This is a genomic window from Geobacillus sp. FSL W8-1251, from assembly GCF_038005945.1.
GTDB classification, from domain to species: Bacteria; Bacillota; Bacilli; order Bacillales; family Anoxybacillaceae; genus Geobacillus; species Geobacillus stearothermophilus.
Window position 1 is genome coordinate 3,039,590 of record NZ_JBBOUF010000001.1, and the last position, 26,016, is coordinate 3,065,605.

Genomic DNA, 26,016 nt, shown 5'->3' on the forward strand with positions numbered 1-26,016 from the left:
GTCTTCTCGCCTAATTAAGATAAAAAACGGTAACATCAGAGTGTGGGGGATCGTATGCCCATCCCCCCTGTAAAACTTCAACCAACATAGTTGTGGTTTTACAGGTGAGAATACTTTGTTTATATGATATACAAACAAATATGAAAGCGTTATAATAAAACTGAAACAAATCATTCTCGCTTATTTAAGGAGGACTTGGACATGGCGTATTTCTCGAATATCGGCACCATTCCATATGAAGGACCAGAGTCGCGCAATCCGTTGGCGTTTAAGTTTTATAATCCGGAAGAAAAAGTCGGCGACAAAACAATGGAGGAGCATTTGCGCTTTTCGGTGGCGTATTGGCATACGTTTACGGGGGATGGATCGGATCCGTTTGGCGTCGGCAATATGATTCGTCCATGGAATAAGTACAGCGGCATGGATTTGGCGAAGGCGCACGTGGAGGCGGCGTTTGAGCTGTTTTGTATACGACGACGTTGGCGATGTATGAAATTTTGCAAAACGGCGGCCTTGGACGCGGCGGCTTGAACTTTGACGCGAAAGTGCGGCGGGGCTCGTTTGAACCGGAAGATTTGTTCTACGCTCATATCGCCGGGATGGACAGCTTTGCGATCGGCTTAAAAGTCGCGCATCGATTGTTGGAAGACCGCGTGTTTGAACAGTTCATCGAAGAGCGGTACAAAAGCTATACGGAAGGCATTGGCCGCGAAATTGTCGAAGGAACGGCCGATTTCAAAAAACTCGAGGAGTATGCCTTGCAGCTCGGCGAAATTCGCAATACGTCCGGCCGCTTAGAGCGGCTGAAAACGCTGCTCAACCAATATTTGTTGGAAGTCAGCGTGCCGAGCGTATCCCGTTCGTGAAAGAGGGATGACTTTGGAATACGTCATTGGCGTCGATTTAGGAACGAGTGCAGTCAAAGTATTGCTTGTCGATCGAAACGGGCAGGTAAGAGGGGAATGGACCGAGTCCTATCCTCTCTACCAGCCGCATTCCGGCTATAGCGAGCAGCGCCCCGACGATTGGGTGGAAAAAACGATCGTCGCACTGCGCCGCGTCTGGGAGACGGCGGGCGTTTCTCCGGAGTCGATCGTGGGGCTTAGTTTTTCCGGACAGATGCACGGGCTTGTGCTGCTTGATGACGATGGGAATGTGGTGCGCAATGCGATTTTGTGGAATGATACGAGAACGACAGCACAGTGTCGGGACATTGAAGAAAAGGTCGGCCAAGACGCGCTGCTGGCAATCGCCAAAAACCAGGCGCTTGAAGGATTCACCTTGCCGAAGCTCCTTTGGGTGAAACAACACGAACCCGAGCTGTACGAGCGGGCGCGGGTGTTTTTGTTGCCGAAAGATTACGTCCGCTTCCGCTTGACCGGGCACATCGCGATGGATGTATCGGATGCGGCGGGGACGTTGCTGTTGGATATCAAAACGAAAACGTGGAGCGAGGCGATCGCCCGGGCGGTCGGCGTCGATCTTTCGCTTTGTCCGCCGCTTGTTGAGGCGACGGCATGGGTCGGGACGCTGCGTCCGGAGGTGGCCGAACAGACCAGGCTGCCGGCATCGGTGAACGTGTTCGCCGGCGGAGCGGACAACGCTTGCGGCGCGGTGGGTGCGGGCATTTTGGCAGAAGGCCGCATGATGTCGAGCATCGGCACATCCGGCGTCGTCTTGGCGTATGAGCAAAGTGGGGAAAAAGATTTCGCCGGACGAGTGCATTACTTCAACCATGCCGAGCCGAACGCCTACTATATTATGGGGGTGACGCTGGCGGCGGGCTACAGTTTCGACTGGTGGAAGCGGACGTTTGCCGAGGACGTGCCGTTCGCTGAGATTGTAAAATGCGCGGCCAAGTCGCCGATCGGCGCGAACGGCTTGTTGTTTACGCCGTATTTGGTCGGCGAGCGGACGCCTTATGCGGACGCCGATATTCGCGGGTCGTTTATCGGCATCGACTCGCGGCAGACGAAATGGGATTTCGCCCGCGCGGTCATGGAAGGGATTACGTTCTCGCTCAACGAGTCGGTGGAGATCATCAAAGCGAGCGGCAAAACGATCGACTCGGTCGTCTCGATCGGCGGCGGGGCGAAAAGCGCCGAGTGGCTGCAAATCCAAGCCGATATTTTCGATCTCCCGGTGGAAAAGCTGAAGAACGAACAAGGGCCGGGACTAGGCGCTGCGATGATCGCCGCGTGCGGCGTCGGCTGGTTCGATTCGCTCAAGCAATGCGCGGATGCGTTCAAACAAGTCGAATCCGTCGTCGAACCGCGGCCGGATGCGGTCGCCCGATACAAAGAGCTGTTTGCGATTTATCGCGATGTATATCCGCGTACGAAAGAACTGGCGAAACGGTTAAAGGCGTTTCGGCCGTGACTTCTCTCCCCCAAACCGGCTGGTGGGTTGGGGGAGAAGCATTTTATTTTTCCAACTGTTTTGTGCTTTGGTTCATCTGTGATTGTTTTGTGATCGCTTCGTCGATTAGTCGTTCGATTTCTTCACGTGTTTCAGCTCCGAAAATGTCATCTAACAGATGGGTCAATATATACAAATCGGTGATCGTATCTACTTTGTCCTGTATTTCTTTTGCCGCTGCTCCATACCGGGCTTTCATATATTTTTTGATGGCTTGTTGGCTTTCAAAAATTCTCCCTTTCAGCTCTGCTCTTTTTTCCAATTCCCGAAGTACTCTCACCATTTTGATCGCCTCCATTAGTCTTTCAACGTATTTCTCATCGATAAATTTGTCCGACACAGCAATAATCGTTGACAATAAGCGGAATTGTTTTTCTGGATCTGTAATCTTTTGGGCTAATTCTACTGCCTCAATTGCTCGTTCTGAACAGTCTACAGTACTTTTCATCAAGGGTAAAAAGATAAGATTCAACTCATCTCGTTCTGTTAGTTCCTCGTTGTTTTCGATTTTGGTTTTTAGTTGCTTCATTATTTGATCCCCGTCATAGTCTTTCATAAAGACAGCCTGTGTCTCGTTATTTCTTCGCCGTATCAGTTTTTTATCCCTTTGTAGGAGAATCAAAATGCTCCTATACGCAACGATGAAGGGATTTCTTGAGTAAAACGCGAAAGAGTTAAGAAACCGTAAACGAGGATAGGACAACCACTAATGCAGAAAGAGGGTATTGCCATGTTCTCTACACTTCCCATCCCGATCATCCAAGCCCCGATGGCTGGCGGAGTGTCGACGCCTGAACTGGCCGCGGCGGTGTCGAACGCCGGAGGGCTTGGGTTTTTGGCTGGCGGGTACAAGACAGCGGAGGCCATGAGGAAGGAAACTCACGAGCTGCGGACGTTGACGGACCGGCCGTTTGGGGTGAATGTGTTTGTGCCGGGGGATAAAACAGTGGATGAAAAGGCGCTCGAACGCTACCGCGCCGTGCTCGAATCCGAGGCGGAGCGGCTTGGGGCGTCAGTCGGCGAGCCGAAATGGGAGGACGACGACTGGGAGGCGAAGTTTGATGTGCTTCTTGAGGAGCGGGTGCCGGTCGTGAGCTTTACGTTCGGCTGCCCGGACAAGGAAGTGATCGCCGCCTTGCAAAAGGCCGGGTCGTTTGTCATGGTGACGGTGACATCAAGGGAAGAAGCCTGCATGGCTGCTGAAGCAGGGGCGAATGCGCTTTGTGTGCAAGGGGAGGAAGCGGGAGGGCATCGGGCGTCGTTTGGCAACGATCCGAAAAAGGATGAGACGCTCGCGTTGTTCCCGCTGCTGGCCCAAGTGCGGACGGCGGTTCGGATTCCGCTTGTGGCGGCGGGCGGGATCATGGACGGGCGCGGCATCGCGGCGGCGCTCAAAGCAGGGGCGAGCGCGGTGCAGCTCGGGACGGCGTTTTTGCGTTGCCCGGAAAGCGGGGCGCATCCGCTCCATAAGCAGGCGCTTGCCGATCCGCGGTTTGCCGAAACGGCCGTGACGAGGGCGTTTACCGGCCGACCGGCGCGCGGGCTTGTAAACCGGTTTATGGCGGAGTATCGCGCCATGGCGCCGGCGGCGTATCCGCATGTGCACCATATGACGAAGCCGCTGCGAGCTGCTGCCGTCAAGGCGGGCGACCCGGAGGGAATGTCGCTTTGGGCCGGGACAGGATACCGGCTGGTGCGGGAGCTTCCGGCCGCGGAGCTTGTCGAAGAGCTGAAGCGGGAGCTGGAGGAGGCGCAGGGCCGCTAAATTAGCCCTTGCATTTGTCTGATGGAAAAAGCGGGGCGCGTCGTTTTGAGCGAGTGTCTAAATGGCGCTGTTTGATCAACGAATAGAAAGGATGGGGAGAACCATGACCGCAGCTCGCATTGTTTTTCCGCCGCTCAGCCATGTCGGCTGGGGGGCGCTTACGCAGTTAGTTCCAGAAGTAAAAAGGCTTGGGGCAGCACACGTGTTGGTGATCACCGATCCAGCGCTTGAAAAACTCGGCCTCGTCGAGCAAGTGGCATCTCCGCTCCGGCAAGCAGGGTGCAGCGTGCATGTGTATACGGATGTTGTGCCGGAGCCGCCGCTTGAAACGGGGGAGAAGGCGGTGGCGTTTGTCCGCGACGGAGAGTTTGACCTTGTCATCGGCGTCGGCGGCGGCAGCGCGATGGATTTGGCGAAACTGGCCGCTGTTTTGGCCGTGCATGAAGGTTCGGTCGCCGATTATTTAAACTTAACTGGAACGAGAACACTTGAGAAAAAAGGATTGCCGAAAATATTGATTCCGACGACATCAGGCACCGGGTCGGAGGTGACGAACATCTCCGTGTTGTCCTTAGAAACGACGAAAGACGTCGTGACGCATGACTATTTGTTGGCGGATGTGGCGATCGTCGACCCGCAACTCACGGTTTCTGTTCCGCCGCGGGTGACGGCGGCCACGGGCATTGATGCGCTTACCCATGCGGTTGAAGCGTACGTGTCGGTCAACGCGAGTCCGACATCGGATGGGTTGGCCATCGCCGCCATGCGCCTGATTTCTCGCTCATTGCGCAAAGCGGTGGAAAACGGAACGGACAAACAGGCGCGCACCGATATGGCGAACGGCAGCTACCTGGCCGGTTTGGCGTTTTTCAACGCCGGGGTGGCCGGCGTGCATGCGCTCGCTTATCCGCTTGGCGGACAGTTTCATATCGCCCATGGCGAATCAAATGCCGTGCTCTTGCCATATGTGATGGGCTACATTCGCCAAAGCTGCACGAAACGAATGGCTGATATCTTAAACGCCCTCGGCGGCAACTCGAGCTTTTTATCAGAGGAGGAGGCGTCGCACCGCTGCGTCGAGGAGCTCGAGCGCCTCGTCGCCGATGTCGGCATTCCGAAGACGCTCGGCGGTTTTGGCATTCCGGAAAGCGCATTAGAAAGTCTGACGAAAGACGCCGTCCAACAAAAACGGCTGCTCGCCCGCAGCCCGATGCCGCTTTTGGAAGCCGACATCCGCGCGATTTATCAAGCAGCGTTTGCCGGGACGATCATGGAACCGAACAACAAGTGAGAACACAAAAACAGGGGCTGCTTCAGGCTCCTGTTTTTTCTTTGGCTGTTGGAAATAGGGTCTCGCTCCTCAGGTTGGATCCCCCTTCCGCTCAAGGGGTGACGTTTTTCACGTTTTCTTGATGGTGAAGCAGGAATTTCCACGTCGTGAAGCGAACACATATACATCAGCCGCCGAAATTCGACAAAAGACGATTCCAGTTCTTGTGGAGGAGGGGCGTTCGTGTTTACGACTGTCATTACGCCGCGCGTGTCAGAAACGGACGGCGTCGGCCATATTAACAATACGACCGTGCCCGTTTGGTTTGAAGCGGGGCGGCATGAAATTTTCAAGCTGTTTACGCCTGACTTGTCATTCAAACGTTGGCGGATGGTGATCATCCGCATGGAGGTTGACTACGTCAACCAACTGTATTATGGGCAAGATGTGACTGTGTATACCGGCATTGAGCGCATCGGCAACACAAGCCTCACGATTTATGAAGAAATCCACCAAAACGGGGTGGTGTGCGCCAAAGGGCGGGCGGTGTATGTCAATTTCAATTTTGACACCGGGCGGCCTGAACCGATTCCGGATGACATTCGGGCGAAATTGCGCGAACATGTATGGCAGCCGGGCGAGTAGACGAAAGGGGGTGAGTGTGTGAAGGAGCACCATCTTTGGGAACAAGTGAAAACGAAGCTTGCGCAAAAGCTGCCCGGCCCGTCGTTTGACACGTGGTTTGCCTCGACGTCGGCGACGGTGGATGACGATTGGCTCATCATTGAATGCCTCAACGACATTCAATGTGAATGGCTGCAAACAAGATACGGCGAACTCATCAGTGAAACCGTCCGCGAAGTGTTCGGCCGCGAGATGCGCATCTTCGTCTCTGTCCACGGCGAGCGGCAGAAAATCGAAGAGCGGCTCGAACAGCGATTCGGCGCTCCGATGACCTTCCGTCAATACGTCACCCGCCTTGAGCGGCAGATGGAGGAGCTGGAGCGGCGCATTGACCACTACGCGCGCATTATCGATGAACTGCTGGAATCCCGTCCGATTCACTGATGATCCCCTTAACGAGTAAACCTCCAACAAGAAGCGGCCTCCGCTCCATCAAGCGGAAGGTCGCTTTTTTATGTGATAAAAAGTTACATTTTTTCGACAAATACGTATATTAATCTGATTTTTTATATGATTATTATTTTTTTTTAAAATTGTGTTATATAATCTTATATAGACTCCCATGACAAAAAAATTTCGTCACCACGGAAGGATGAAAACAACCTTCTGTCGAATGGTCTCCTTGCAGCTGGGGTCATGAGGTCGTTGTATCTATGGTACGTAAAAGTCCGATATATAGACGGACCCCAGTAGTCTGGTGCACCACGGAATGTCGCTCCCTTGAGGGAAGCACGCAGGATAGAATGCTTGAACAAAGGCTACTGCACCAGCTGTTTTTGAGAACGAAGCAGGGAGGGAGACCGATGCGCGTCTTGTATGAACGCTGTTGCGGATTGGACGTGCATAAGCAATCGATTACGGCTTGCGCCCTTACCCCTGAAGGAAAAGAGATTCGCACGTTTGGTACGCTGACCGACGATCTCGAGGAGTTGGTGGATTGGCTGAAAGAAAAAAGGTGACGCACGTTGCCATGGAGTCGACGGGCGTATATTGGAAGCCGGTGTATAATCTCCTCGAAGCAGAGCCGATCGAAGTGCTTGTCGTCAATGCCCAACACATCAAAGCGGTTCCCGGGCGAAAGACCGATGTCAAAGATGCCGAATGGATCGCGGACTTGCTTCGCCATGGATTGCTAAAAGGGAGTTACATCCCTCATCGAGCTCAGCGGGAGCTCCGGGAACTGGTCCGTTATCGGCGCAGTTTGATCGAGGAACGGGCACGGGAGCTCAACCGCATCCAAAAAGTGTTGGAAGGAGCCAATATCAAGCTTTCTTCGGTCGTATCCGACATCAACGGGATGTCGGCCCGGCTCATCATTCGCGCCCTTATCGAAGGAAAAGACGATCCGGCGGCCCTCGCCCAGCTCGCCAAAGGGCGGCTGAAACAAAAAACGGAAGAGCTCCGGCGCGCGTTGAAAGGAGTGATAGGGCCGCATCAACGCATGATGCTGGCCGAGCAATGGCGTCATGTGGAGTATTTATATAGATGCACCTTGAAAAGTTAACTTCTGGATTACACTGCACACCCTAGGCGTTGTAGCACTTCCTTCGGGCGTTCATGGATGTAGTCCACAAACCGGGCAATGGCTTGGGCGATATCGTTTTGATCTTTGTGAAACACATTGGCAATGACAGTGTCTTTCAGCCATTTCCGCAAGCGTTCGATCGGGTTCAGTTGCGGAGAATACGGAGGAAGGTAAATGAAGTGAAAACTCCGTCCTTCTTCCCGCAAAAACTCTCTCACCATTTTGGCATGATGAATTCGGGCGTTATCCAGCACCAAGACAATGAGACGATCCGGGTAACGCTCTTTGAGAACCCGCAGGAAATCCAAAAACGTTGTCGCATTGGCCGCTCCTGCTTGATAAAGAACTGTTTCGCCATCATGGACGTTAATGGCGTCAAACAGCGATACGTGAGCATGATGGCCGAACGTCGGCACTTGCTTTTGACGGCCAACCTCTGACCATGTCGTACGCAACACATGATACGATCGGATATGCGTTTCATCGATGTACAACAGGACGGAATCTGGATCGATTAAGTTTTTTTATTAGATCCATTTGTTTTTCGAAGTGTTTTTGCCGATCCGGATCTCCTTTCGCCAACGTGTAAGTCGGCCGGGTCCACGAAAGCCCTTTTCGATGCAAGAGTTTTCGCAAGGCTTCGCGGGACATGGAGATGCCATAATGGTGGTGTACATAGGATTGAAGGATCTTCGTATTCCACGCCGAAGCGATGTCCCAGCCCAGCTCCGCGGGTGTCGTGGTCAACACAAGGTGTTTGATCTCTTCCTGCTGTTCTTCGGTGAGAAACGGCTCTCGCCCAGGGGCAAAATCCCGATGAAGCAGGAGTTCCAGGCCCCCTTCGTTAAACAGCGACACATAATGGGAAACGGTTTGGCGGCACACGTTGACCATGGAGGCCACGTCTTTGCCCAAATAGCCTTCCATGACCAGGCGGACGGCCATCACACGTTGGCGGAGATGAGCGTTTTTGATCTTCCGTTCCTGCTTGCGGAGTTTCCGGGGCGTCCATCCATGGTTGTCGGTGATGTTGAGACGTTTCATGCAGAATTCCGCTCCTTTCCCATGCTTTTCCTTAGGAGCAGTATAACCAGAGTGGGCACCGCTTATGCGAAGGTTAACTTTTCAATGAGCATGTATATATAAAAAATGCATGCTTCATGTTTGACGTGATATGATGGGCACAGCCAAGGCAAAGGGGAAATTGTGAGGGTGATGCGAACAAAAACAGTCGGATTATGGGAGCTGCTGGTGATGACGATCCGACTTTGGCTGCATCGATGACGATAAACAAAGTAACGAAGATGGAGGGATGGCGACGTGAGACGAAAACTCGTGTTAATCGGCAACGGCATGGCGGGGGTTCGCTGCATCGAGGAGATTTTGAAACTTGACCGCGAGGCGTTTGAGATCACGATTTTTGGCAGCGAACCGCATCCGAACTATAACCGCATTTTGTTGTCGGAGGTGCTGCAAGGAGATACGCGTCTTGATGACATTACGTTGAACAGTTGGGAATGGTACGAACGAAACGGTATTCAGCTGTTTGTCGGCGAAACGGTGACGGAAGTCGACATCAAGCGGCGGCTTGTCCGGACCGACCGTGGGAGGGTAGTCGAATACGATGAATTGATTTTCGCGACAGGGTCGAATCCGTTTATCTTGCCGGTGCCGGGGGCGGATTTGCCCGGGGTGACGGCGTTTCGCGATATCCAAGATTGCGAGCGGATGATCGAATATGCGAAGACATACAAAAAAGCGGCGGTCATCGGCGGCGGCTTGCTTGGATTGGAGGCGGCGCGCGGGTTGCTTCACTTAGGGATGGATGTCGATGTCATCCATATTTTCGACTATTTGATGGAACGCCAGCTTGATCCGACCGCTTCCAAGCTGCTGCAGCGGGAGCTGGAGAAACAAGGGATGAACGTTTTGCTTCGCAAAGAGACGGCTGAATTGTTCGGCAACGGCCGTGTGGAAGGAGTGCGGTTTAAGGACGGTACGTCCATTGCCGCCGACTTGGTGGTGATGGCGGTCGGCATTCGTCCGAATGTTGATTTAGCGCGGAGAAGCGGCATTGAAGTGAATCGAGGGATCGTTGTCAATGACTACTTGGAAACGAGCGTGCCGCACATTTACGCGGTCGGTGAATGCGCGGAACATCGCGGTGTTGTGTATGGGCTCGTCGCTCCGCTTTATGAGCAGGGGAAAGTGCTGGCAGAGGCGATTTGCGGCCGAAAAGGAAAGCCGTATGAAGGATCGGTCGTTGCGACTCAGCTGAAAGTGTCCGGTGTCGATGTGTTCTCGGCTGGTGAATTTATGGATGGCGAAGGGACGGAGTCGATCAAACTGTATGACGAAGCGCGCTCGGTGTACAAGAAAGTCGTCGTTCGCCAAGGGAAAGTCGTTGGGGCGGTGCTGTTTGGCGATACGAGCGAAGGTCGAAAGCTGTTCGATATGATCCAGCGCGGCGATTCGGTTGAGGCGCTCTCGCTGTCGCTGTTTGCCCCAGCCGCTTTAGGCGGGAAGGGAAGCCTTGCGGCGGCGATGGCCGACACCGATGTGGTTTGCGGTTGCAACGGGGTGACAAAAGGCGCGATTTGTCAGGCGATTGCCGAACACGGGCTTAAGACGGTCGCCGAGGTGCGCGACTATACGAACGCGTCTCGCTCGTGCGGCAGATGCAAAGGGCTTGTCGCCGAGCTGCTTGAGCATATGCTTGGTGAAGAAGCGAACCGGTATGCGGTGAAAGAAATGATCTGCGGCTGCACGGACTTAAGCCGTGAGGAAGTGCTCGAGGCCATCGGACAAAGACGGTTGATGACGGTCAAAGAAGTGATGAGTGTATTGGGATGGAAAAACGAGGAAGGGTGTTCGAAATGCCGTCCGGCGCTCAATTATTACCTGGGCATGTTGTATCCGGGCGAGTACGATGAAGAAGCGGAATCCTTGTTTGTCAATGAGCGGCTGCACGCCAACATCCAGGCCGACGGCACGTACTCCGTTGTGCCGCGCATATATGGCGGGGTGACGACAGCCGAACAGCTGCGGAACATCGCTGATGTCGCGGAAAAATACAACGTGCCGATGATTAAGATCACCGGCGGGCAGCGCATTGACTTGCTTGGGGTGAAAAAAGAAGATTTGCCGCGCATTTGGGCCGATCTCGGCATGCCGTCAGGCTACGCCTACGCCAAGGCGCTTCGGACGGTGAAAACGTGCGTCGGCAAGCAGTTTTGCCGCTTTGGGACGCAAGATTCGACCGGGCTTGGCATTCGGATGGAACAAACATTTGAGCGGCTGAAAACGCCGCATAAAGTGAAAATGGCCGTCTCCGCCTGCCCGCGCAACTGTGCGGAATCGGGCATTAAAGATGTCGGCGTCGTCGGCGTCGAGGGCGGATGGGAGATTTATGTCGGCGGCAACGGCGGCACCCATTTGCGTGCAGCTGACTTGCTTTGCACGGTCAAGACGGAAGACGAAGTGATCGAGATGACTGGTGCTTTTTTGCAATATTACCGCGAGTCCGCGCATTATTTGGAACGGACGTCCAAATGGGTCGAGCGCGTCGGGCTTGAGCATATCCGCGAAGTGTTGTTCGATGTGGAAACGCGCCGCGCGCTGCTTGAGCGGCTTCACAAAGCTCTTTCCGCGACAACAGATCCGTGGCGGGACATCGTCGAAAACGAGAGAGTGCAGCAACTGTTGTTCCGCGATATCGGCGACAAAGAGCCGGTGGAATGAAGGGGGATGACGGCGGGCGGAAAAAGTTGATGTTCCGCCGCCTGGATTGATCATGGGTTAGGATCAATGCTGGAACGAAGAGAGGGAAATGATGGCCATCGTTCAGCCGGAAACGAGGTTTTCGTTTGCGAAACGACGATTTTACGTTGTTGTTCATGAAAGTTTGTAAAGGAATGGCCAAACAGGATCAGACATCGATGCAGGGGGAGGACGAAGAGAGGATGAAGGTGGAAGTGGGAACATTGGAACAGCTGCCGAAGCGGCTCGGAAAATGCGTGCGGGTCGGGAATCGTGAGCTGGCGTTGTTCCGGACGAGTGACGATCAAGTATTTGCCGTTGAAAACCGCTGTCCGCATCGAGGAGGCGATTTGTCACAAGGTATTGTGAGCGGTGAGTTTGTGTTTTGTCCGCTTCATGATTGGAAAATTTGCCTGAAAGACGGCCGGGTGCAGGCGCCGGATGAAGGGTGTGTCAAAACGTACCGCGCGGCGGTGAAAGACGGCTTGGTATATGTCGAGCTGTAGGAAGCGGGGGAATGGCGATGACGAACGAATTGCTGCGCTACTTTCGCGCCAAGGAAAAAGAACGGGCGTCAGAAACGGCTGCCGCGACGCAATGTCCGTTTTGCAGCGTCCAGTGCACGCTTCAGCTGGTGGAGGAGCGGATTGTAGAGCGGCGCCGCTACAAGGCGGTCCCGACCGACAACCCGACGTCCAACGGCCGCCTTTGTTTAAAGGGGATGAACGCCTGCCAGCACGCTTTGCATCCCGAGCGGCTGTTGGTTCCGCTTGCGAAAGTGGACGGCCGGTTTGTGCGGGTCCGTTGGGAGGAGGCGCTTTCGCTGATCGCGGAACGAATCATCTCCATTCAGAAGGAGATGGAGTCGATGCGTTTGCTGTTTACGGCGGCGGATCCTTGACGAATGAGGAGGCGTATTTGCTCGGGAAATTTGCCCGCGTGGCGCTCAAGACGCGGCACATCGACTACAACGGCCGTTTTTGCATGTCGGCTGCCGCGGCCGCGATGAACGACGCGTTTGGTCTTGACCGCGGGTTGACAAATCCGCTCTCCGACATTCCACTCGCCCAGACGATCATTTTGGCTGGAACCAATGTCGCCGAATGCCAGCCGACGTTGATGCCGTATTTTTATGAAGCGAAGAAGAACGGCGCTTTTATCATCGTGGTGGATCCGCGGGAAACGAAAACGGCGGCGTTGGCGGATCTGCACCTGCCGCTCAAGCCCGGAACGGATGCGGCGCTGGCCGTCGGCATCGGGAAAGTGCTGCTTGACGAAGGATATATCGATGAAGCGTTTGTGCGCGAGCGGACGGTTGGGTTTGTCGAATGGAAACAGCACATAGAAGCAGTGGAGATGGATGAGATCGTCCGGCTGACTGACGTGCCGGAAGAGAAGATTCGCTTGGCGGCGCGAAAGTACGGGGAGGCGGCCGATGCGATCGTGCTCACGGCGCGCGGCTTGGAGCAGCAGACGGACGGCTATGCGGCGGTCAGACAGTGGATCAACGTCGTGCTGGCAACCGGAAACATCGGCCGTCCTGGCTCTGGGTTTGGCTCGATCACCGGACAAGGGAACGGGCAGGGCGGGCGCGAGCATGGACAAAAAGCCGATCAGCTGCCGGGCTACCGAAGCATTGAGCATCCGCAACACCGGCGGTATATCGCAAGCGTATGGGGCGTTGCGCCGGATGAGCTGCCGCGAAAGGGGGTGTCAGCCGTTCTCCGTCGGGAACACAGTCCTTTCTTTAGGTTGACAAAGAGGGGGGTTCGCGGCGTTTCTTAAGTTTTTCCAGCCTTGGCGCTGATTTCGGAAGGATTTCTGTTGAAGAATGAGGGTGAAAAAAGGTGCCCGTGAAGAAATTCAGGGCACTTTCTCATTTGCGATCGTTTTACAATCGATTTTGCAAAAAACGAAGCAGTTCATCCGCTCGGTTGCCGATGAGCGCGATCAGTTGCTCAAACATCGCATCGCGCTCCAGATCGAGCTCAATGATGCGCTTGGCCAGTTCGAGCGCTTGTTTGTCCATGGCGGCGTCCTCCTTCGATCGTGTGGGCGGGGTGGAATCGTTCGTATTCGCGTCGCAGTTCGGCCATTGTCCATTCTTCAAACCGATCACGGTCAGCGGCTAAGCCGAACCGTACGAGCTGTTCAATATAAAATTGCTTTTTCTTCCGCACGGCGCTTCTCATCCATGTCCCCATTCGATTCCCTCCCTGTTTTTACCTTTACCATACTATCTTTTTCTTCAGTGTACAGCAAATGTGTTAAGTACATTTACAGGAAATTTAAAAAATATGTTAATTTTATTTACAAAAGTTAGCGGGCTAACATCATTTTTTGGGCTCTTCACCACAAGTTGTACTTGATCATTGAAGATCGGTGTGCATAGAGAAAATAGAGGGTACAAAAAATGCGAATTTTCCTGTATGGTAAAGGTGTCCAAACCAAACCATTGGAGGAAAATTCGCATGTACGCTCAGTTTATCAAAGAACTCATCGATTTACCAGATGTTTTGATTCAAAAGGTGCGAAAAGAAGAAGAACGTTGGATTTTCGAACTTTCTCTTCCTGAACAATGCCCGTTATGTCCTGTTTGCTTGAAACGCACGATCAAAATGACAGGAAAAAAGAAGCAATGGATGCATGGGTATGCTCAACGGATCGGCATCTTTTGGGTGGAACTCCCTGTGGAGCGTAGACGTTGTTGTACATGTGGCATGACATTCAGCACGTCTTATCCCGGAATTTCCCCTCGAAGTGCAGCGACGGATGCGTTTCAGCAATGGGTGGCGCAATCTTGCATCGGAACATCCATTCAGGCGGTGGCTCGTATGCTCAAGCTTCCGTACACGACCGTTGAACGCTGGTTTTATACCCATGCCCCTTCCTTCCTATCGAATGACATCCAACCAAAGGCAGTTTGTGTCGATGAGTTTGCGTTTCGAAAAGGACATGATTACGGAGTGGCAGTCATGGATGCCGAAACGGGAGAAGTGTATGCCGTTGAAGCAGGAAAGAACGAGGAAGCCATTGGACGTGTGTTGGCTCCTGTGTCTGGTTCTGTTCAGTATGTCGTGAGTGATTTGGCTCCAGCGATGAAAAAAGCCATTCAAGAGGTGTGTCCGGAAGCGAAGCATGTGGTCGATTATTTTCATGTGATTCAATTGTTTACGGAAGCGTTGGATCGATGCCGCAAATCCTTCGGAAAAGGGAACAAGAAACATGGGCATGTTCGGCATGTTTGCCGCTTATTGACCCAGTGCCCCGAGAAACTCACCGAGGAGGAGCGCCAAACGGTGCGGGAGTGGCAGAAAGAGAGCGATTCCTTGCAGGCTGTCTATCAATCCCTTCAACATTTTCGTTATGTATCCAAAAGCCAAAGCGAGCGACAAGCGAAACGTCGTTTGAACGCCTGGGTTCATCGGTATTTGTTTTGTCCTTGTTCTGCTGTTCGCGCCATCGCAAAATCACTCGTCAAACGAACAGACGAAATCATATCGTGCATTTTATCCCCTTATTCAAATGGGAAAATGGAGGGAACAAATAACAAGATCAAGCTGATGAAACGTCGGGGATACGGATACAGAAATATCCAGCGTTTTGCATTGCGGGTTCGGCTAGAAACAGCTAACATACTTTCATGACAGGTGCAAGTACAACTTTTGGTGATGAACCATTTTTTGTATAATTACGTTAGAAAATACAACGAATTGAGGTGAGGAGTATGACAGATCATCCTCAAGAGGATCATTACAAATACAAAAAAGTCATTTCGATCGGGATTGTCAGCGAGCTGACCGGGCTGTCGCAGCGGCAAATTCGTTATTACGAGGAACGGAAGCTTGTGTTCCCTGACCGTTCGAAAGGCATCCGCAAATATTCGTTCGCCGATGTGGAGCAGTTGATGAAAATTGCCAATCAGCGCGAGGAAGGGGTGTCGACGTGGGAAATCCGTCAGGAAATGACGAAAGAGCTGCGTGAGCGGATGTTGAAAGGGCAAATGAATGCGCATTTTCGGATGCGTTCCTAGGAGCGCGGTCAGATTCGAATTTTGGATGCATCCCCTGCTTGGAAGCAAAGCATGCGGAAAACCGCCTGGCCGTGTGCCAACAGGATGTAAACACAGTGGCGTTTGTCCAATCATAAGAGCATGGTTGTTTGGCGCGCATAGAGATTCGTGCGCGCTTTTTTTGATAAAGCCTCGAGCAGGGGGCGAAATGGAACTGGACCTCAGTACGCGCGTCTCCCGACTGGTCATGTAGCCATCTTTTCTCCTTTTTTCTCCATTTTATAATGCCGCTCGATCGATTCCATAATGTAAATGGATAGAACGAACAGGGGAAGGATGCCGCCAATGAGAAGCAAAGCGACGCAGTGGCTGTTGTCTGTATGGGGACTGATGGATCCGCTCTATTATGCATGTTCCCGCCTCGAATATGTTGGTGGGAAAGAGAACGGCTGTCGTTCCATTTTCCGCGTCCGTTTGCTTCGATACAAGGGTGAAACCATTCACCTTTCGGACGGAACGACGATCGCGGCCAATTACTGGCTGTTGAAAATTCACCTTCATAATGTTCGTCTGCTTCGCGAACTGATGCAGTATGGAGGTGATATTCAAAAAGGACGTTATATTTTCGAACAGGTGAAGGCCAGTTTGCCGTATGTTGCTCATTATCTTTACCATCACGAACAGTCCGCCTGCATAAAAGGGATTATCGGCGTAACGATGTTAAACAAAGGTTGTGAGAGACTCGGATTTGATGTCATTGACATAGCGGATTCATTTTACCGTTGGTTGAAAATGGCATCCCATTGGCCGATGATGACAGTGGCCCAACACCGTCTCATGCCGCTTGTTCGCCCGCCGAAATATTTGGTGATGTCGAAGGAAAAGTTGTTTTCATTGTATGGTTACCATCTCATCCACTAACTCCCTCTTTCTTCTCTCCTCCGTTTCACTATAATAGTGATGGAGGGAGGAGAGAAGACAATGACGTTCGTTTTCATTATTCTATCAATCTTTTTATTGCTTGTTTTGGCCATTCGCAAAGCCCACCGCAACACGTATGAAGCGGTTTTGCATAAAGTTCAGGTCGGCAGTCTGGATGGTGGGAACGGCGCCATCCGCATTTTGCAGCTGTCTGACCTTCATTTGGAAAAACTGTCCATTTCCCCGGATGATGTGTATGAAAAGCTGAAAGGGGAGCGCATCGATTTGATCGCCTTAACGGGCGACTTTTTGGACCGTGAGGAAAGCATTGTCAAACTCGGTCCGTATTTGACGGCGTTGAAACAGTTGAATCCGACATATGGCATGTACGCCGTGTTTGGCAACCACGATTACGTGCTGCAAGGCGAGTCGTTCGAGCGCCTGAAAGCGACGCTTGAGGCGCACGGCTGCGTCGTCTTGCAAAACGAGACGAAGACGATTACCGTCAACGGTCACACCGTCAATATCATTGGCATCGATGACTTTTACACGGGGCGCAGCGACATTGAAAAGGCGTATGCGGGCGTCAAAGACGGCCTTAACCTCGTGTTGACGCACGATCCAGACATCGTGCCGCATATGAAAGACTATCATTTTGACTACTTGTTGTCCGGCCACTTCCACGGCGGGCAAATTCATTGGCCAAAGCCGTACCATTTGGCGAAAATGAGCAAAACGCTCACCGAGCGGAACATGATCAAAGGTTATCATGAATGGGAGGGAAAACCGTTTTATATCAACGAAGGGCTTGGGCAAACCGGGGTGAACATCCGGATCGGCTCGAAGCCGGAAGTGACGCTCCACTTGTTGGCGCTGCCGTCCCGAAGAGAAGCGGTGAAAGCTGTCTAATTGGCAGCTTTTTATTTTTTTAGGTAGGAAAGCGGTTTCGCTTGCGCGTGCCACCATGCGGCGCGCTTTTTGTGTAGACTCGTCTCCCCGTTGTTGGGGGAAAATCAATGACCGTTTGCATAGACAAGGGAAACCATCGCCATACTTTTTAAAGAAAGGAGTGAATGGCCAATGGAACCGTCGTGGAAAGCTCTCTTGCCATTTTTAGTTGTCATCCCGATTTCGATTTGGACGAAGCAAGTCATCCCCGGGCTGTTTGTCGGGCTGTTGGTTGGCAGTTATTTGATGACCCCGTCCTTGCTTGGCGGGTTGCGGACGATGCTTCATTACGTTGTTGACAACTTAATGCAGACGAACAACATTCGCATCATCATTTTCTTGTATGTGTTCGCCGGTCTTGTGAGCATGATCAAATACACCGGCGGAATCAAAGGATTTGTCCATCTCGTCAGCAAAAAAGTGAAATCGGCCAAAACCGCCATGCTGCTGACGTGGATTTCGACGATGGTGACGTTTAGCGACCCCGATTTTCGCATCGTCACCGTCGCGCCGATCATGAAGGCGCTGCGCAAACGGCTCGGGCTGTCGTCCCAGCAAATCGGCTTTGCCATTGAGGTGACCTCCAACCCGGTCGTTGCCTTGATTCCGATCGCCACTGCCTTTGTCGGCTATATGGTGTCGGTCATCGACAAGGCGCTTGATACGGCCGGCATCGGTGCGGAGCCGTACATCGTGTACGTCCGAAGCATTCCGTTTAACTTTTTCTCGTATGCCATTATTGCCGTCGGGCTCTACTACAGTTTTTTTGTCTATTCGCGCCAAAAACAAGCAGCAGTAAGCGAAAAGCGGAAAGAGGCGCCGATTCGGAGCCGGAACGAGCGGTTGGCGCTCGAAATGGCGGAAGAACAGCGGCCGGCTGACCATGAACCCAATGAAGCGCAAGGGGAAGAAGGAGACGCGATGCAGACGTGCCCGCGCGCCTACCAAAAAGAAACGCCGGTCAAGCCGTGGAATTTGATCGTTCCGCTTTCGATCGTGCTTGTCTTGACGTTGTTTTTAAGCTGGTGGGACGGCCGCCGGGGGGCAAGAACGTTTTGGCAGGCGTTTTTGCAAAGCGATGCGCTCGGCGCGATGTTGGAGGCGCTGTTGTTTACCGTCATCATTACAGTTGCTTTCTTCCTTTGGCAGCGATTTAAATTGAACGATTTGTTGACGCATTTTGTCAAAGGCGGCAATGAGCTGATTTCCGTCATTTTAATGCTGGCGCTCATTTGGGCGCTGTCGGCTGTGGCGGAGGATTTAGGGTTTTCGCAATACATTACGGGCCATGTCAAAGAATGGATTCCGCCGTTTTTCGTCGCCCCGATTTTGTTTTTGCTTGGCGCTGTCATTTCCTATTTCATCGGCTCGTCGTGGGGGACGTGGGGGATGTTGATGCCGCTTGGTGTGACGCTAGCGAGCCAGTCGGGAACGAACATTTTGCCGGTCATCGGCGCGGTGTTTGCGAGCGGGACGTTCGGGGCGTTTGCGTCGCCGCTTAGCGACAATACGGTGACGCTTTGCACCATTTTGGATTTGCCGGTGATGGAATACGCGCGCACGAAGTTGATCCCATCGTTGATCGCCGCCGGCATCGCCGCCGTTTTGTTCGGCGCGACATCGTTTCTTTTGCATTAACGCTGTTGTCGCCCTCTTTCGCCTTCCATGATACACTAAAAGAAAAAAGAAAGGGGAGCGCCGATGGGAGAGGCGGAACGGCGGCTTGAGGAGCTCGGCCAATGGCGGGAGGAAGATCCGAAAGAACGGCTCGAGCAGCTGAATGAGCGGCTCGCGGTGGAGGACGCGTATTATCGTGCGGATGAAGACCAACGGGCGCGCGAACGGTATTACCGCCATCTGCCGCTTGAAGGGGACGGATTGATGTTGTTTGTCCGCTATCATGAACTGGCGGCGCACACCCATAAGCGGCGGCTGCCGTATTTTTTCAGCAAGGATGAGTATTTGTACACATGGGTCGACTTGCACCCGGACGGAACGGTGCGCAGCTTGTATTCCGGCGAGCGGAAAGATCCACGAACACTGATCGTTCAAGATGTGGAAACGATGAAGCGGCGTTATGAAGAGTTTCGTCAACTGTTGAGAAGGACGAAAAATGGATGGGGCGATGTGCACGAGCGGGTGAACACGATCGAGCAGCAATGGAAATTCAATGCCGAACATGTCGTGCCGCAGTCTTGGTTTGGCGCCCGCGAACCGATGAAAGGCGATTTGCATCATTTATTCGTTTGCCAGCCGGAGTGCAATACGATGCGGTCGAATTTTCCGTACGCGGATTTCCCGTTTTACAATCCGGAAGATCCCGACGAGCAAATCCAAAACCGCTGCGGCGTCGTTCATAACGGCTATTTCGAGCCGGAATACGGCAAAGGGACGGCGGCAAGGGCGATGCTTTACTTTCTGCTTCGCTACCCGAAGGCGATCGCGAAATCATTCCGGCGCAAAATCGATATTCCGCTCCTTGTCCGTTGGCACGAACAATTTCCGCCAACGGTGTATGAGCATCATCGCAACAGCGCGATTTTCTTCATCCAAGGCAACCGCAATCCGTTCATTGATTTCCCGGAACTAGCGGGAAGGATGGTGTTTCCGTTTGAGGGGGCGCTGTGAAATGAGATTGAGGGCGGATGTCCGCTTTTTGTTTCCAAAGAGCGCCTAATCGTCCGAGAGCGGAAAAACAGCGTGATAATAGGCAGAAAAGCTGTCTCCGAAAAATGGTCGTTTCATTTCGGGAGACAGCTTTTTTGCGGCTAAACAAAGCGTGAGAGAGGTCAAGCGGAAATCGTTTGTTCATCCGTTGTCTGGCGGTCTGCTTGTTTGCGGAAGTACGTTGCGACAATCGGGCCGGAAATATTGTGCCAGACGCTGAAAATAGCGCTTGGAACGGCGGCGAGCGGCGAAAAATGGGCGGTCGCTAAAGCCGCACCAAGCCCAGAGTTTTGCATGCCCACTTCAATGGAAATCGCCTTTTGTTTTGGCGGCGACAGGCGAAACAGTTTGGCAAACCAATACCCAAGCAGCAGCCCCAATCCGTTGTGAGCGACTACAATCAGAAAAATAAGAAGCCCGCTTTTGGCAATGGCGGCTTGGTTTTGCCCGACGACGGCGGCGACGATGGCTACAATGGCGATGACCGAAACGAGCGGCAGCGCCGGGATGCACGCTTTTACTTGCTTTTGGAACAGCGCCTGGGCGATGAGCCCTAAAACAATCGGAATCAGCACGACTTTGACGATTGACCAAAACAACGCAGCAGCGGATACGGACAGCCATTTTCCAGCTAAAAGCAAGATGAGCGAAGGCGTCAAAATCGGCGCCAAAATCGTCGAAACCGAGGTGACGGCGACCGACAGCGCCGTGTCCCCTTTCGCCAAATACGTCATGACGTTGGACGCCGTTCCGCCCGGGCAGCAGCCGACTAAAATAATGCCAAGCGCCACTTCACGCGAAACCGGCAAGAAATAAGCGAGCAAAAACGCGATAAGCGGCATGATCAGAAATTGGGCAACGACGCCGATCAACACATCAAGCGGACGTTTGAATACTTCTTTGAAATCATCTGCTGAAAGCGTCAATCCCATGCCAAACATCACGATGCCTAGAAGCGGCACGATATACGGAGCGATCCACGTAAACGCGCTGGGAGCGAAAAAGGCGAGCGCTCCAAACAGAAGCACCCAGATGGCAAAGGTGTTGCCGACAAAGTTGCTGATTTTTCCTAGTGTGTTCATTGAGCTTCCTCCTTGAGCAAAGATGGGAAAGATATACAAAAAATTATATATACTTTTCAGAAAAATTCAACTGATGAGGTGGCGAATTTTGAAGAAATGGTGACAATGAGGAATGATTGTGAAAAATGTCACTCCTTTTTTCTTAGCTTATGGTATGATTGAAATTGAGAAGAAGAATCATTATTGGACCACAGGAGAGTGGATAGAAAAACAGGGGGAAATGATCATGGTGCTGACTGATTTGCATAAAGGGGAAACAGCGGTCGTCGTCCGTCTGGCCGTGGAGCAGGAGGCACTGAAACAGCGTCTTCTTCATCTAGGGGTGAAAGAAGGGAAAACGGTGCGGTTGAAAGCGGCGATGCCGTTTGGCGGACCGGTGATGGTCGAAGTCGATGGGCAGGCCATCGGCTTGCGGCGCAAAGAGGCGTCATCGATCGAGGTGAAATAAATGTCCTACATCGCTTTATTTGGCAATCCAAACACCGGCAAAACGTCATTGTTTAACTGCTTAACTGGGTCTTATGAATATGTGGGCAACTGGAGCGGGGTGACGGTCGAGAAAAAAATCGGAGTGCTCCGCCAGCACGGGGTTTCGGTGGTCGACTTGCCCGGCGTGTATTCGCTTCAGCCGCTGTCTCGCGATGAAGGAGTGGCGACCGATTTTTTATTGACCGAGCCGTGCTCAGCGATTGTCAATATCGTTGACGCGTCGCAGTTGCGCCGCAATTTGCATTTGACCGTTCAGCTGCTGGAATTTGGCCGTCCCGTTGTCATCGCGCTAAACATGGTCGATGTGGCGGAAAAACGGGGCGTGAAAGTGGACGCCGCTAAACTGTCGAAGTATCTTGGCGTTCCTGTTATCCCGGTCATCGCCCGAACAGGAAAAGGAACGAACGAATTGGTTCACGCCGTTTTGGCGGCAAAAGACAAGCCGCACCCGGCAATCGCAATCGATTACGGCGCCGAAGTGGAGAACGCCATCAGACGCATTGCCGAGCAGCTGCCGGACGATGTGCCTGGAAACAAACGATGGGCGGCGTTGCAGTTCCTTGAGGGAAATGAACGCATGGCTGCGTATTTGCATAATAGCATGAACCTTTCGCCGCTCGCGGCGATTCGCGCGGAGACGGAGCGGGCGCTTGGCGGCGCGCTCGCCAAGCATATTTACGAGGCGCGCGACCGTTGGATCGCTGAGGTGATCGCTGCTTCAGCCATTGAGTTCAAACATAAGCCGTTGACATGGACGGAAAAAATCGATGCGGTGGTGACGAACCGCTACGTTGGGCTGCCGATTTTTTTGGCGCTGATGTATGTGGTGTTTATGCTGACGTTTAACTGGCTGGGGACGCCGCTTGCCGATCGGCTTGATGCGTTTTTCTCCGGTCCGCTGGCAGATGGGTTGTCCCGTTTTCTCGACTGGGCAGGGGCATCGCCGTTTATCAAGGCGCTCGTTTTGGACGGGATTGTCGCTGGGGTCGGCGGGGTGTTGGTGTTTGTGCCGCAAATTTTCATTTTGTTCTTTTTCATTTCTTTGCTTGAAGACTCCGGATATATGGCGCGCGTGGCGATGGTGATGGACCGGATGATGGAAGCGATCGGGTTAAACGGCAAGGCGTTTATCCCAATGATCATTGGCTTTGGCTGCAACGTTCCCGGGGTGATGGCGGCGCGGACGATTGAGCAGCCGAAAGAGCGGCTCATGACGATCTTGGCGCTGCCGTTCATGTCGTGTTCCGCCCGCTTGCCGGTGTACGCCTTGTTTGCCGGCACGTTTTTCGCCCGCGAGCAGGCGCTTGTCGTGTTTTCGCTTTACGTGCTTGGCATTGTAGTGGCTTTGGGGCTTGTCAAGTTGTTCTCATCGACGCTCTTGAAAAACGAAAATTCGCTGTTTGTCATTGAATTGCCGCCATACCGCGTGCCGCAGGCGCTCACACTATGGCGAAGCACATGGGAAAAAGGGAAAGGATTCATCCGCAAAGCAGGAACCTTTATTTTCGGCGGTTCGGTCGCCATTTGGCTGTTGACGTACATCGGGCCGCATGGGGTCGGCGTTGCCATGGATGACAGTTTTCTCGCCGCCATTGGCGGCCTCATCGCTCCGTTGCTCGCCCCGCTTGGCTTTGGCGCCTGGCAGGCGGGCGCGGCTTTGATCACCGGCTTTTTGGCGAAAGAAGTCGTCGTGTCCACGATGAATATTATTTACCACGTTCATGAGGCGAACGGGCTGAAGCAGGTGATCGCTTCACATTTCACGCCGCTGTCGGCGTTCAGCTTTATGGTGTTCGTCCTGCTTTATACGCCGTGTCTAGCGACGGTGGCGGCGATTCGCAAAGAAACCGGGTCGCGGAAATGGACGCTGTTGTCAATCGGATGCGCGCTGACGGTTGCGTATGTCATTTCGTTTGCCGTCTATCAGTTTGGGCATATGCTTGGTTATTCATGAAAGGAGAGAGAATCGATGATCGCGAATCTTGTGATCGGCGGAGCGATTTTTGCCTACGCCGGCTGGACGCTGGTTCGCCACGTGAAAAAAAGCGCCAAAGGGGCGTGCGCGTCATGCCATGCAGCGGACCATTGCCGAGGTAGCTGCGGGACGGAGAGATAATCCGTTCAAGACAAACGGATTCCTGACGATGATCGGAATCCGTTTTTTCATTTTCCGACGAAAGACTTTCGCTTCCATGGTTGTAGGATAGCCAAAAAATAAGCGGGGATGCAATGGGCAAACTTTCGTTTCAACGGGCTCTGGAGGACAAAAGATCAGGCCGCTCTTTGTTTTGGCTGTTGGGTGTTGTTGCCTCAATGATGGCCGAAACACCGGGGGTAGAAAGCTTTTTTCGTTCAACCGTTGAAACTCAAGGGAAGACCGTGAGTGTGGAGGATAAACTTTTGACAATACTCAATACCTGCCGCAAGGTAAAAGTATGAAAAGCTGCGAATAGCGAAAAGGCGGCTTTGGATCAAGGTTCGCACAGTTGTGTAAAAACAAAGCAGCAAAAAACGACGTTGTGGTCCTGTCATCCAAGTTTACTGTGTTGGCGATGGAATTTTACGCAATAATTGAACTTGACCCGGCTTTGGCCCGCTCTTTTCCTCACTCTTTTCGTTTTTGGATGGGGCGGATGTAACCTTCTAATTCGTGGACAAGATGCTGGATGCAATCATTTCCTCGGAACTTGGCATCCTCGACAAGGTACACTGTGAAATTTTCCGCTTCTTTATTGGTCATCGTGAACTCATATCCATTCAAATCAAGGAACGTGACGAATACGGTTAAAGCCGTCCGCTTATTGCCGTTGTGGAAAATATGACCTGTCGCGATGGAATGGTAATAGCAGCACGCCTTTTCGATAATCGAAGGGAACTGTTCCTCCCCGAACAATTTCGCTTTCGGCCTTTCCAACATCCACGCGAATTTATCGGGGAATTGGATCCCCGCTTGTTCTGCGTCGTCGTACATTTCCATGACCGTGTAATGGATAAATAGGATTTCTTCCGCTGTCAAATAATAAACCATGTTTTCCTCCAGCTGCTCCTTTATCTATATTTCAAGTTGCGCAGCGCTTCGTCATATTTGGAGATCGCGCGGTTCATTGCCATCGCGACTTCAGGACGGACTCCTTTTGGAATTCGGTTTGCGCGTTTCATCACGATTTCCCCTCGTTCCTTGTCGTAATATATTTCGATTTCATCGCCTTTATTTAGGTTTAGCATCGTGGCTAAATCTTTCGGGATGCTAACGGACAAACTATTCCCGACTTGGCTAATCCGACGTGTATACGTTTTGTCATTCTTGCTTCCCAACATTTCCGCGTCCATTTCTTTTTCATCTCCTTTCCATATAATGGGCAAAAAGGACGTTTTTATCCATAAAATTATTACTGTATAAACAATTATAACAATAATCTTCCGAAAAGCAATACGGAATAATAAAAAAGGGCTTTTTGTCTTTCAACGAGAAAAACGCATGCCGCATTTGCAGTCGGGGGATCATTCCATTGAGGGTAGGTTCTTTTTCACTATTCAATGGATATACATGACGCTGTTTTTGTCGTTTCTTGTTTCAAAGAATGACGAAAACGAAAAGAAGGAAACGATATTCATCAAAATTTGTTTGTAGTTAGGATGAACGGACTATTTACATGGAATGAAAAAAACGGTAAAAATAGAAGTGAGGACAGTAGTTTAGAAAAAAAGAGAAAATTCTGTTTATCAAGGGGACAGCATTATGGTTTACGATGGAATCATTTTGTCGTTGTTGATCGGCTGGTTTCGCGGCGGAAGCCTGAAAGGGTTGGCCAACATGAAATTGCGCTTCGGTTGGCTGTTCCCGATCTTATTGGCGGTGCAGTTTGTGGTCTTTTTCCTGCAAGAGCGGGTCGCATGGATCTCGAGCATGAGCAACGGCATTTTTCTCCTCGTCTACATCACCGGGCTCGCGTTTTTATGGCTCAACCGCCATCAGCCGGGGTTTCCGGTCATCTTCGCCGGCGTCTTGCTTAACTTTATCGTCATGGCCGTAAACGGCGGACGGATGCCGGTATCGATCGAAGCCGCCCAATTTCTCGGCCGCGAATACATCGAAGCGTTAAAAGCCGGTCTGTACGGCAAGCACCAGGCGATCACATCGGATACGCTTCTGCCGTTTCTTGGCGACATCATCCCGCTGTCTCCGCCGTACCCGCGCCAACAAGTCATCAGCATCGGCGACGTTGTGATGAACGTAGGGGCGTTCTTGTTCATCCAGCATCTGATGCTCAGCGCACCGCGGCATAGAGCAGATGATGCTGAAGAAACAACGGGTGCCCCTGCGATCAATAAATAAAATGTTAAGGGGGAAAAGGACATGAAATTCAAAGCAAAACAAGTATTGATCAATTTGTTCATCCTCGGTTCGGTGATTGTGGCGTTGACGTCGGGGTTTAAACTCATTGAGTAGAAAATAATAATGTTGATCTAATAAAG

26 protein-coding genes and 3 pseudogenes are annotated in these 26,016 nt (G+C 52.3%); 21 read left to right on the top strand and 8 right to left on the bottom strand.

What is annotated here, in order from left to right; translation table 11 throughout:
- Nucleotides 1-201: 201 nt before the first annotated feature.
- Nucleotides 202-866, top strand: a pseudogene (locus NSS88_RS16055) (hypothetical protein).
- 13 nt (nucleotides 867-879) lie between these two features.
- Complete coding sequence (gene xylB, locus NSS88_RS16060; RefSeq protein ID WP_049626741.1) at nucleotides 880-2,379, top strand: xylulokinase; 1,500 nt, start codon at nucleotides 880-882, stop codon at nucleotides 2,377-2,379.
- A gap of 43 nt (nucleotides 2,380-2,422) precedes the next feature.
- Here the strand turns inward: xylB and NSS88_RS16065 are convergent, their stop codons facing one another.
- Nucleotides 2,423-2,947 (bottom strand): hypothetical protein, encoded by a 525-nt coding sequence (locus tag NSS88_RS16065; protein ID WP_128738870.1) that lies wholly within the window; start codon nucleotides 2,945-2,947, stop codon nucleotides 2,423-2,425.
- A 201-nt stretch (nucleotides 2,948-3,148) separates the two neighbouring features.
- On the opposite strand from NSS88_RS16065, the gene NSS88_RS16070 reads away from it, so the two are divergent.
- The 5 genes and pseudogenes from NSS88_RS16070 to NSS88_RS16090 all read left to right on the top strand — a co-directional run.
- Entirely contained in the window at nucleotides 3,149-4,183 is a 1,035-nt protein-coding gene (locus NSS88_RS16070) for a nitronate monooxygenase (protein WP_049626740.1), read from the top strand.
- 103 nt (nucleotides 4,184-4,286) lie between these two features.
- Nucleotides 4,287-5,474 carry an iron-containing alcohol dehydrogenase gene (locus NSS88_RS16075; protein WP_049626739.1) on the top strand — a complete coding sequence of 396 codons (1,188 nt, stop codon included), beginning with the start codon at nucleotides 4,287-4,289 and terminating at the stop codon, nucleotides 5,472-5,474.
- A gap of 222 nt (nucleotides 5,475-5,696) precedes the next feature.
- Nucleotides 5,697-6,098, top strand: a complete 402-nt coding sequence (locus NSS88_RS16080) for an acyl-CoA thioesterase (RefSeq protein WP_047818459.1) — start codon at nucleotides 5,697-5,699, stop codon at nucleotides 6,096-6,098.
- An 18-nt stretch (nucleotides 6,099-6,116) separates the two neighbouring features.
- Nucleotides 6,117-6,521 (top strand): DnaA N-terminal domain-containing protein, encoded by a 405-nt coding sequence (locus tag NSS88_RS16085; RefSeq protein WP_014195972.1) that lies wholly within the window; start codon nucleotides 6,117-6,119, stop codon nucleotides 6,519-6,521.
- 419 nt (nucleotides 6,522-6,940) lie between these two features.
- A pseudogene (locus tag NSS88_RS16090) lies at nucleotides 6,941-7,617 on the top strand (IS110 family transposase); the annotation flags it as partial.
- 32 nt (nucleotides 7,618-7,649) lie between these two features.
- Here NSS88_RS16090 and NSS88_RS16095 read toward each other — a convergent pair.
- Together NSS88_RS16095 and NSS88_RS16100 are read right to left on the bottom strand one after the other, a co-directional pair.
- Nucleotides 7,650-8,156 (bottom strand): IS630 family transposase, encoded by a 507-nt coding sequence (locus tag NSS88_RS16095; protein WP_235434237.1) that lies wholly within the window; start codon nucleotides 8,154-8,156, stop codon nucleotides 7,650-7,652.
- Complete coding sequence (locus NSS88_RS16100; protein WP_183085841.1) at nucleotides 8,143-8,706, bottom strand: helix-turn-helix domain-containing protein; 564 nt, start codon at nucleotides 8,704-8,706, stop codon at nucleotides 8,143-8,145. Before NSS88_RS16100 ends, NSS88_RS16095 begins: the two co-directional genes overlap by 14 nt.
- A 276-nt stretch (nucleotides 8,707-8,982) precedes the next feature.
- Between NSS88_RS16100 and nirB the strand changes: the two genes are divergently transcribed.
- From nirB to NSS88_RS16115, 3 genes and pseudogenes are all read left to right on the top strand, one after another.
- On the top strand, nucleotides 8,983-11,403 hold the full coding sequence (gene nirB, locus NSS88_RS16105; protein ID WP_049626733.1) for a nitrite reductase large subunit NirB: 2,421 nt from the start codon (nucleotides 8,983-8,985) through the stop codon (nucleotides 11,401-11,403).
- A gap of 221 nt (nucleotides 11,404-11,624) precedes the next feature.
- The gene (nirD, locus tag NSS88_RS16110) at nucleotides 11,625-11,927 is read left to right on the top strand and encodes a nitrite reductase small subunit NirD (RefSeq protein WP_049626735.1); all 303 of its coding nucleotides are present in this window, start codon (nucleotides 11,625-11,627) and stop codon (nucleotides 11,925-11,927) included.
- An 11-nt stretch (nucleotides 11,928-11,938) separates the two neighbouring features.
- Nucleotides 11,939-13,140, top strand: a pseudogene (locus tag NSS88_RS16115) (molybdopterin-dependent oxidoreductase); the annotation flags it as partial.
- Nucleotides 13,141-13,312: 172 nt separating this feature from the next.
- Here NSS88_RS16115 and NSS88_RS16120 read toward each other — a convergent pair.
- A complete protein-coding gene (locus NSS88_RS16120) occupies nucleotides 13,313-13,450 on the bottom strand; it encodes a hypothetical protein (protein ID WP_011231352.1) in 138 nt (45 codons plus the stop codon).
- Nucleotides 13,410-13,625: a Fur-regulated basic protein FbpA gene (locus NSS88_RS16125; RefSeq protein WP_081106636.1), complete on the bottom strand. Its 216-nt coding sequence runs from the start codon at nucleotides 13,623-13,625 to the stop codon at nucleotides 13,410-13,412. The genes NSS88_RS16120 and NSS88_RS16125 overlap by 41 nt, the downstream gene beginning before the upstream one ends.
- A gap of 267 nt (nucleotides 13,626-13,892) precedes the next feature.
- On the opposite strand from NSS88_RS16125, the gene NSS88_RS16130 reads away from it, so the two are divergent.
- The 6 genes from NSS88_RS16130 to NSS88_RS16155 all read left to right on the top strand — a co-directional run bounded on the left by NSS88_RS16130 (nucleotide 13,893) and on the right by NSS88_RS16155 (nucleotide 19,930).
- Nucleotides 13,893-15,068 (top strand): ISL3 family transposase, encoded by a 1,176-nt coding sequence (locus tag NSS88_RS16130; protein ID WP_341083693.1) that lies wholly within the window; start codon nucleotides 13,893-13,895, stop codon nucleotides 15,066-15,068.
- 80 nt (nucleotides 15,069-15,148) lie between these two features.
- Nucleotides 15,149-15,454: a MerR family transcriptional regulator gene (locus NSS88_RS16135; protein ID WP_033017045.1), complete on the top strand. Its 306-nt coding sequence runs from the start codon at nucleotides 15,149-15,151 to the stop codon at nucleotides 15,452-15,454.
- Between the two features lie 324 nt (nucleotides 15,455-15,778).
- Nucleotides 15,779-16,354: a YkoP family protein gene (locus NSS88_RS16140; protein WP_341085299.1), complete on the top strand. Its 576-nt coding sequence runs from the start codon at nucleotides 15,779-15,781 to the stop codon at nucleotides 16,352-16,354.
- Nucleotides 16,355-16,414: 60 nt separating this feature from the next.
- Nucleotides 16,415-17,263, top strand: a complete 849-nt coding sequence (locus NSS88_RS16145) for a metallophosphoesterase (RefSeq protein ID WP_061580925.1) — start codon at nucleotides 16,415-16,417, stop codon at nucleotides 17,261-17,263.
- Between the two features lie 171 nt (nucleotides 17,264-17,434).
- Entirely contained in the window at nucleotides 17,435-18,940 is a 1,506-nt protein-coding gene (locus tag NSS88_RS16150; protein WP_061580926.1) for a Na+/H+ antiporter NhaC family protein, read from the top strand.
- A gap of 63 nt (nucleotides 18,941-19,003) precedes the next feature.
- On the top strand, nucleotides 19,004-19,930 hold the full coding sequence (locus NSS88_RS16155; protein WP_341085301.1) for an endonuclease I family protein: 927 nt from the start codon (nucleotides 19,004-19,006) through the stop codon (nucleotides 19,928-19,930).
- Nucleotides 19,931-20,091: 161 nt separating this feature from the next.
- Here NSS88_RS16155 and NSS88_RS16160 read toward each other — a convergent pair whose 3' ends face one another.
- Nucleotides 20,092-21,051: a bile acid:sodium symporter family protein gene (locus tag NSS88_RS16160; RefSeq protein WP_341085304.1), complete on the bottom strand. Its 960-nt coding sequence runs from the start codon at nucleotides 21,049-21,051 to the stop codon at nucleotides 20,092-20,094.
- A gap of 226 nt (nucleotides 21,052-21,277) precedes the next feature.
- Between NSS88_RS16160 and NSS88_RS16165 the strand changes: the two genes are divergently transcribed.
- From NSS88_RS16165 to NSS88_RS16180, 4 genes are all read left to right on the top strand, one after another.
- Complete coding sequence (locus NSS88_RS16165; protein ID WP_341085305.1) at nucleotides 21,278-21,499, top strand: FeoA family protein; 222 nt, start codon at nucleotides 21,278-21,280, stop codon at nucleotides 21,497-21,499.
- Nucleotides 21,500-23,494 (top strand): ferrous iron transport protein B, encoded by a 1,995-nt coding sequence (gene feoB / locus NSS88_RS16170; protein WP_341085307.1) that lies wholly within the window; start codon nucleotides 21,500-21,502, stop codon nucleotides 23,492-23,494.
- A 15-nt stretch (nucleotides 23,495-23,509) separates the two neighbouring features.
- Complete coding sequence (locus NSS88_RS16175; protein WP_014195950.1) at nucleotides 23,510-23,656, top strand: FeoB-associated Cys-rich membrane protein; 147 nt, start codon at nucleotides 23,510-23,512, stop codon at nucleotides 23,654-23,656.
- Nucleotides 23,657-23,769: 113 nt separating this feature from the next.
- The gene (locus NSS88_RS16180; protein WP_021321482.1) at nucleotides 23,770-23,979 is read left to right on the top strand and encodes a hypothetical protein; all 210 of its coding nucleotides are present in this window, start codon (nucleotides 23,770-23,772) and stop codon (nucleotides 23,977-23,979) included.
- Nucleotides 23,980-24,145: 166 nt separating this feature from the next.
- Here NSS88_RS16180 and NSS88_RS16185 read toward each other — a convergent pair whose 3' ends face one another.
- Both NSS88_RS16185 and NSS88_RS16190 read right to left on the bottom strand, forming a co-directional pair.
- Nucleotides 24,146-24,568, bottom strand: a complete 423-nt coding sequence (locus NSS88_RS16185; RefSeq protein WP_021321483.1) for a type II toxin-antitoxin system death-on-curing family toxin — start codon at nucleotides 24,566-24,568, stop codon at nucleotides 24,146-24,148.
- Between the two features lie 20 nt (nucleotides 24,569-24,588).
- Nucleotides 24,589-24,870, bottom strand: coding sequence for an AbrB/MazE/SpoVT family DNA-binding domain-containing protein (locus tag NSS88_RS16190; RefSeq protein WP_049626673.1), 282 nt, complete (start codon nucleotides 24,868-24,870; stop codon nucleotides 24,589-24,591).
- A gap of 409 nt (nucleotides 24,871-25,279) precedes the next feature.
- On the opposite strand from NSS88_RS16190, the gene NSS88_RS16195 reads away from it, so the two are divergent.
- A complete protein-coding gene (locus NSS88_RS16195) occupies nucleotides 25,280-25,876 on the top strand; it encodes a DUF5317 domain-containing protein (RefSeq protein WP_049626672.1) in 597 nt (198 codons plus the stop codon).
- The last annotated feature ends 140 nt before the right edge of the window (nucleotides 25,877-26,016 follow it).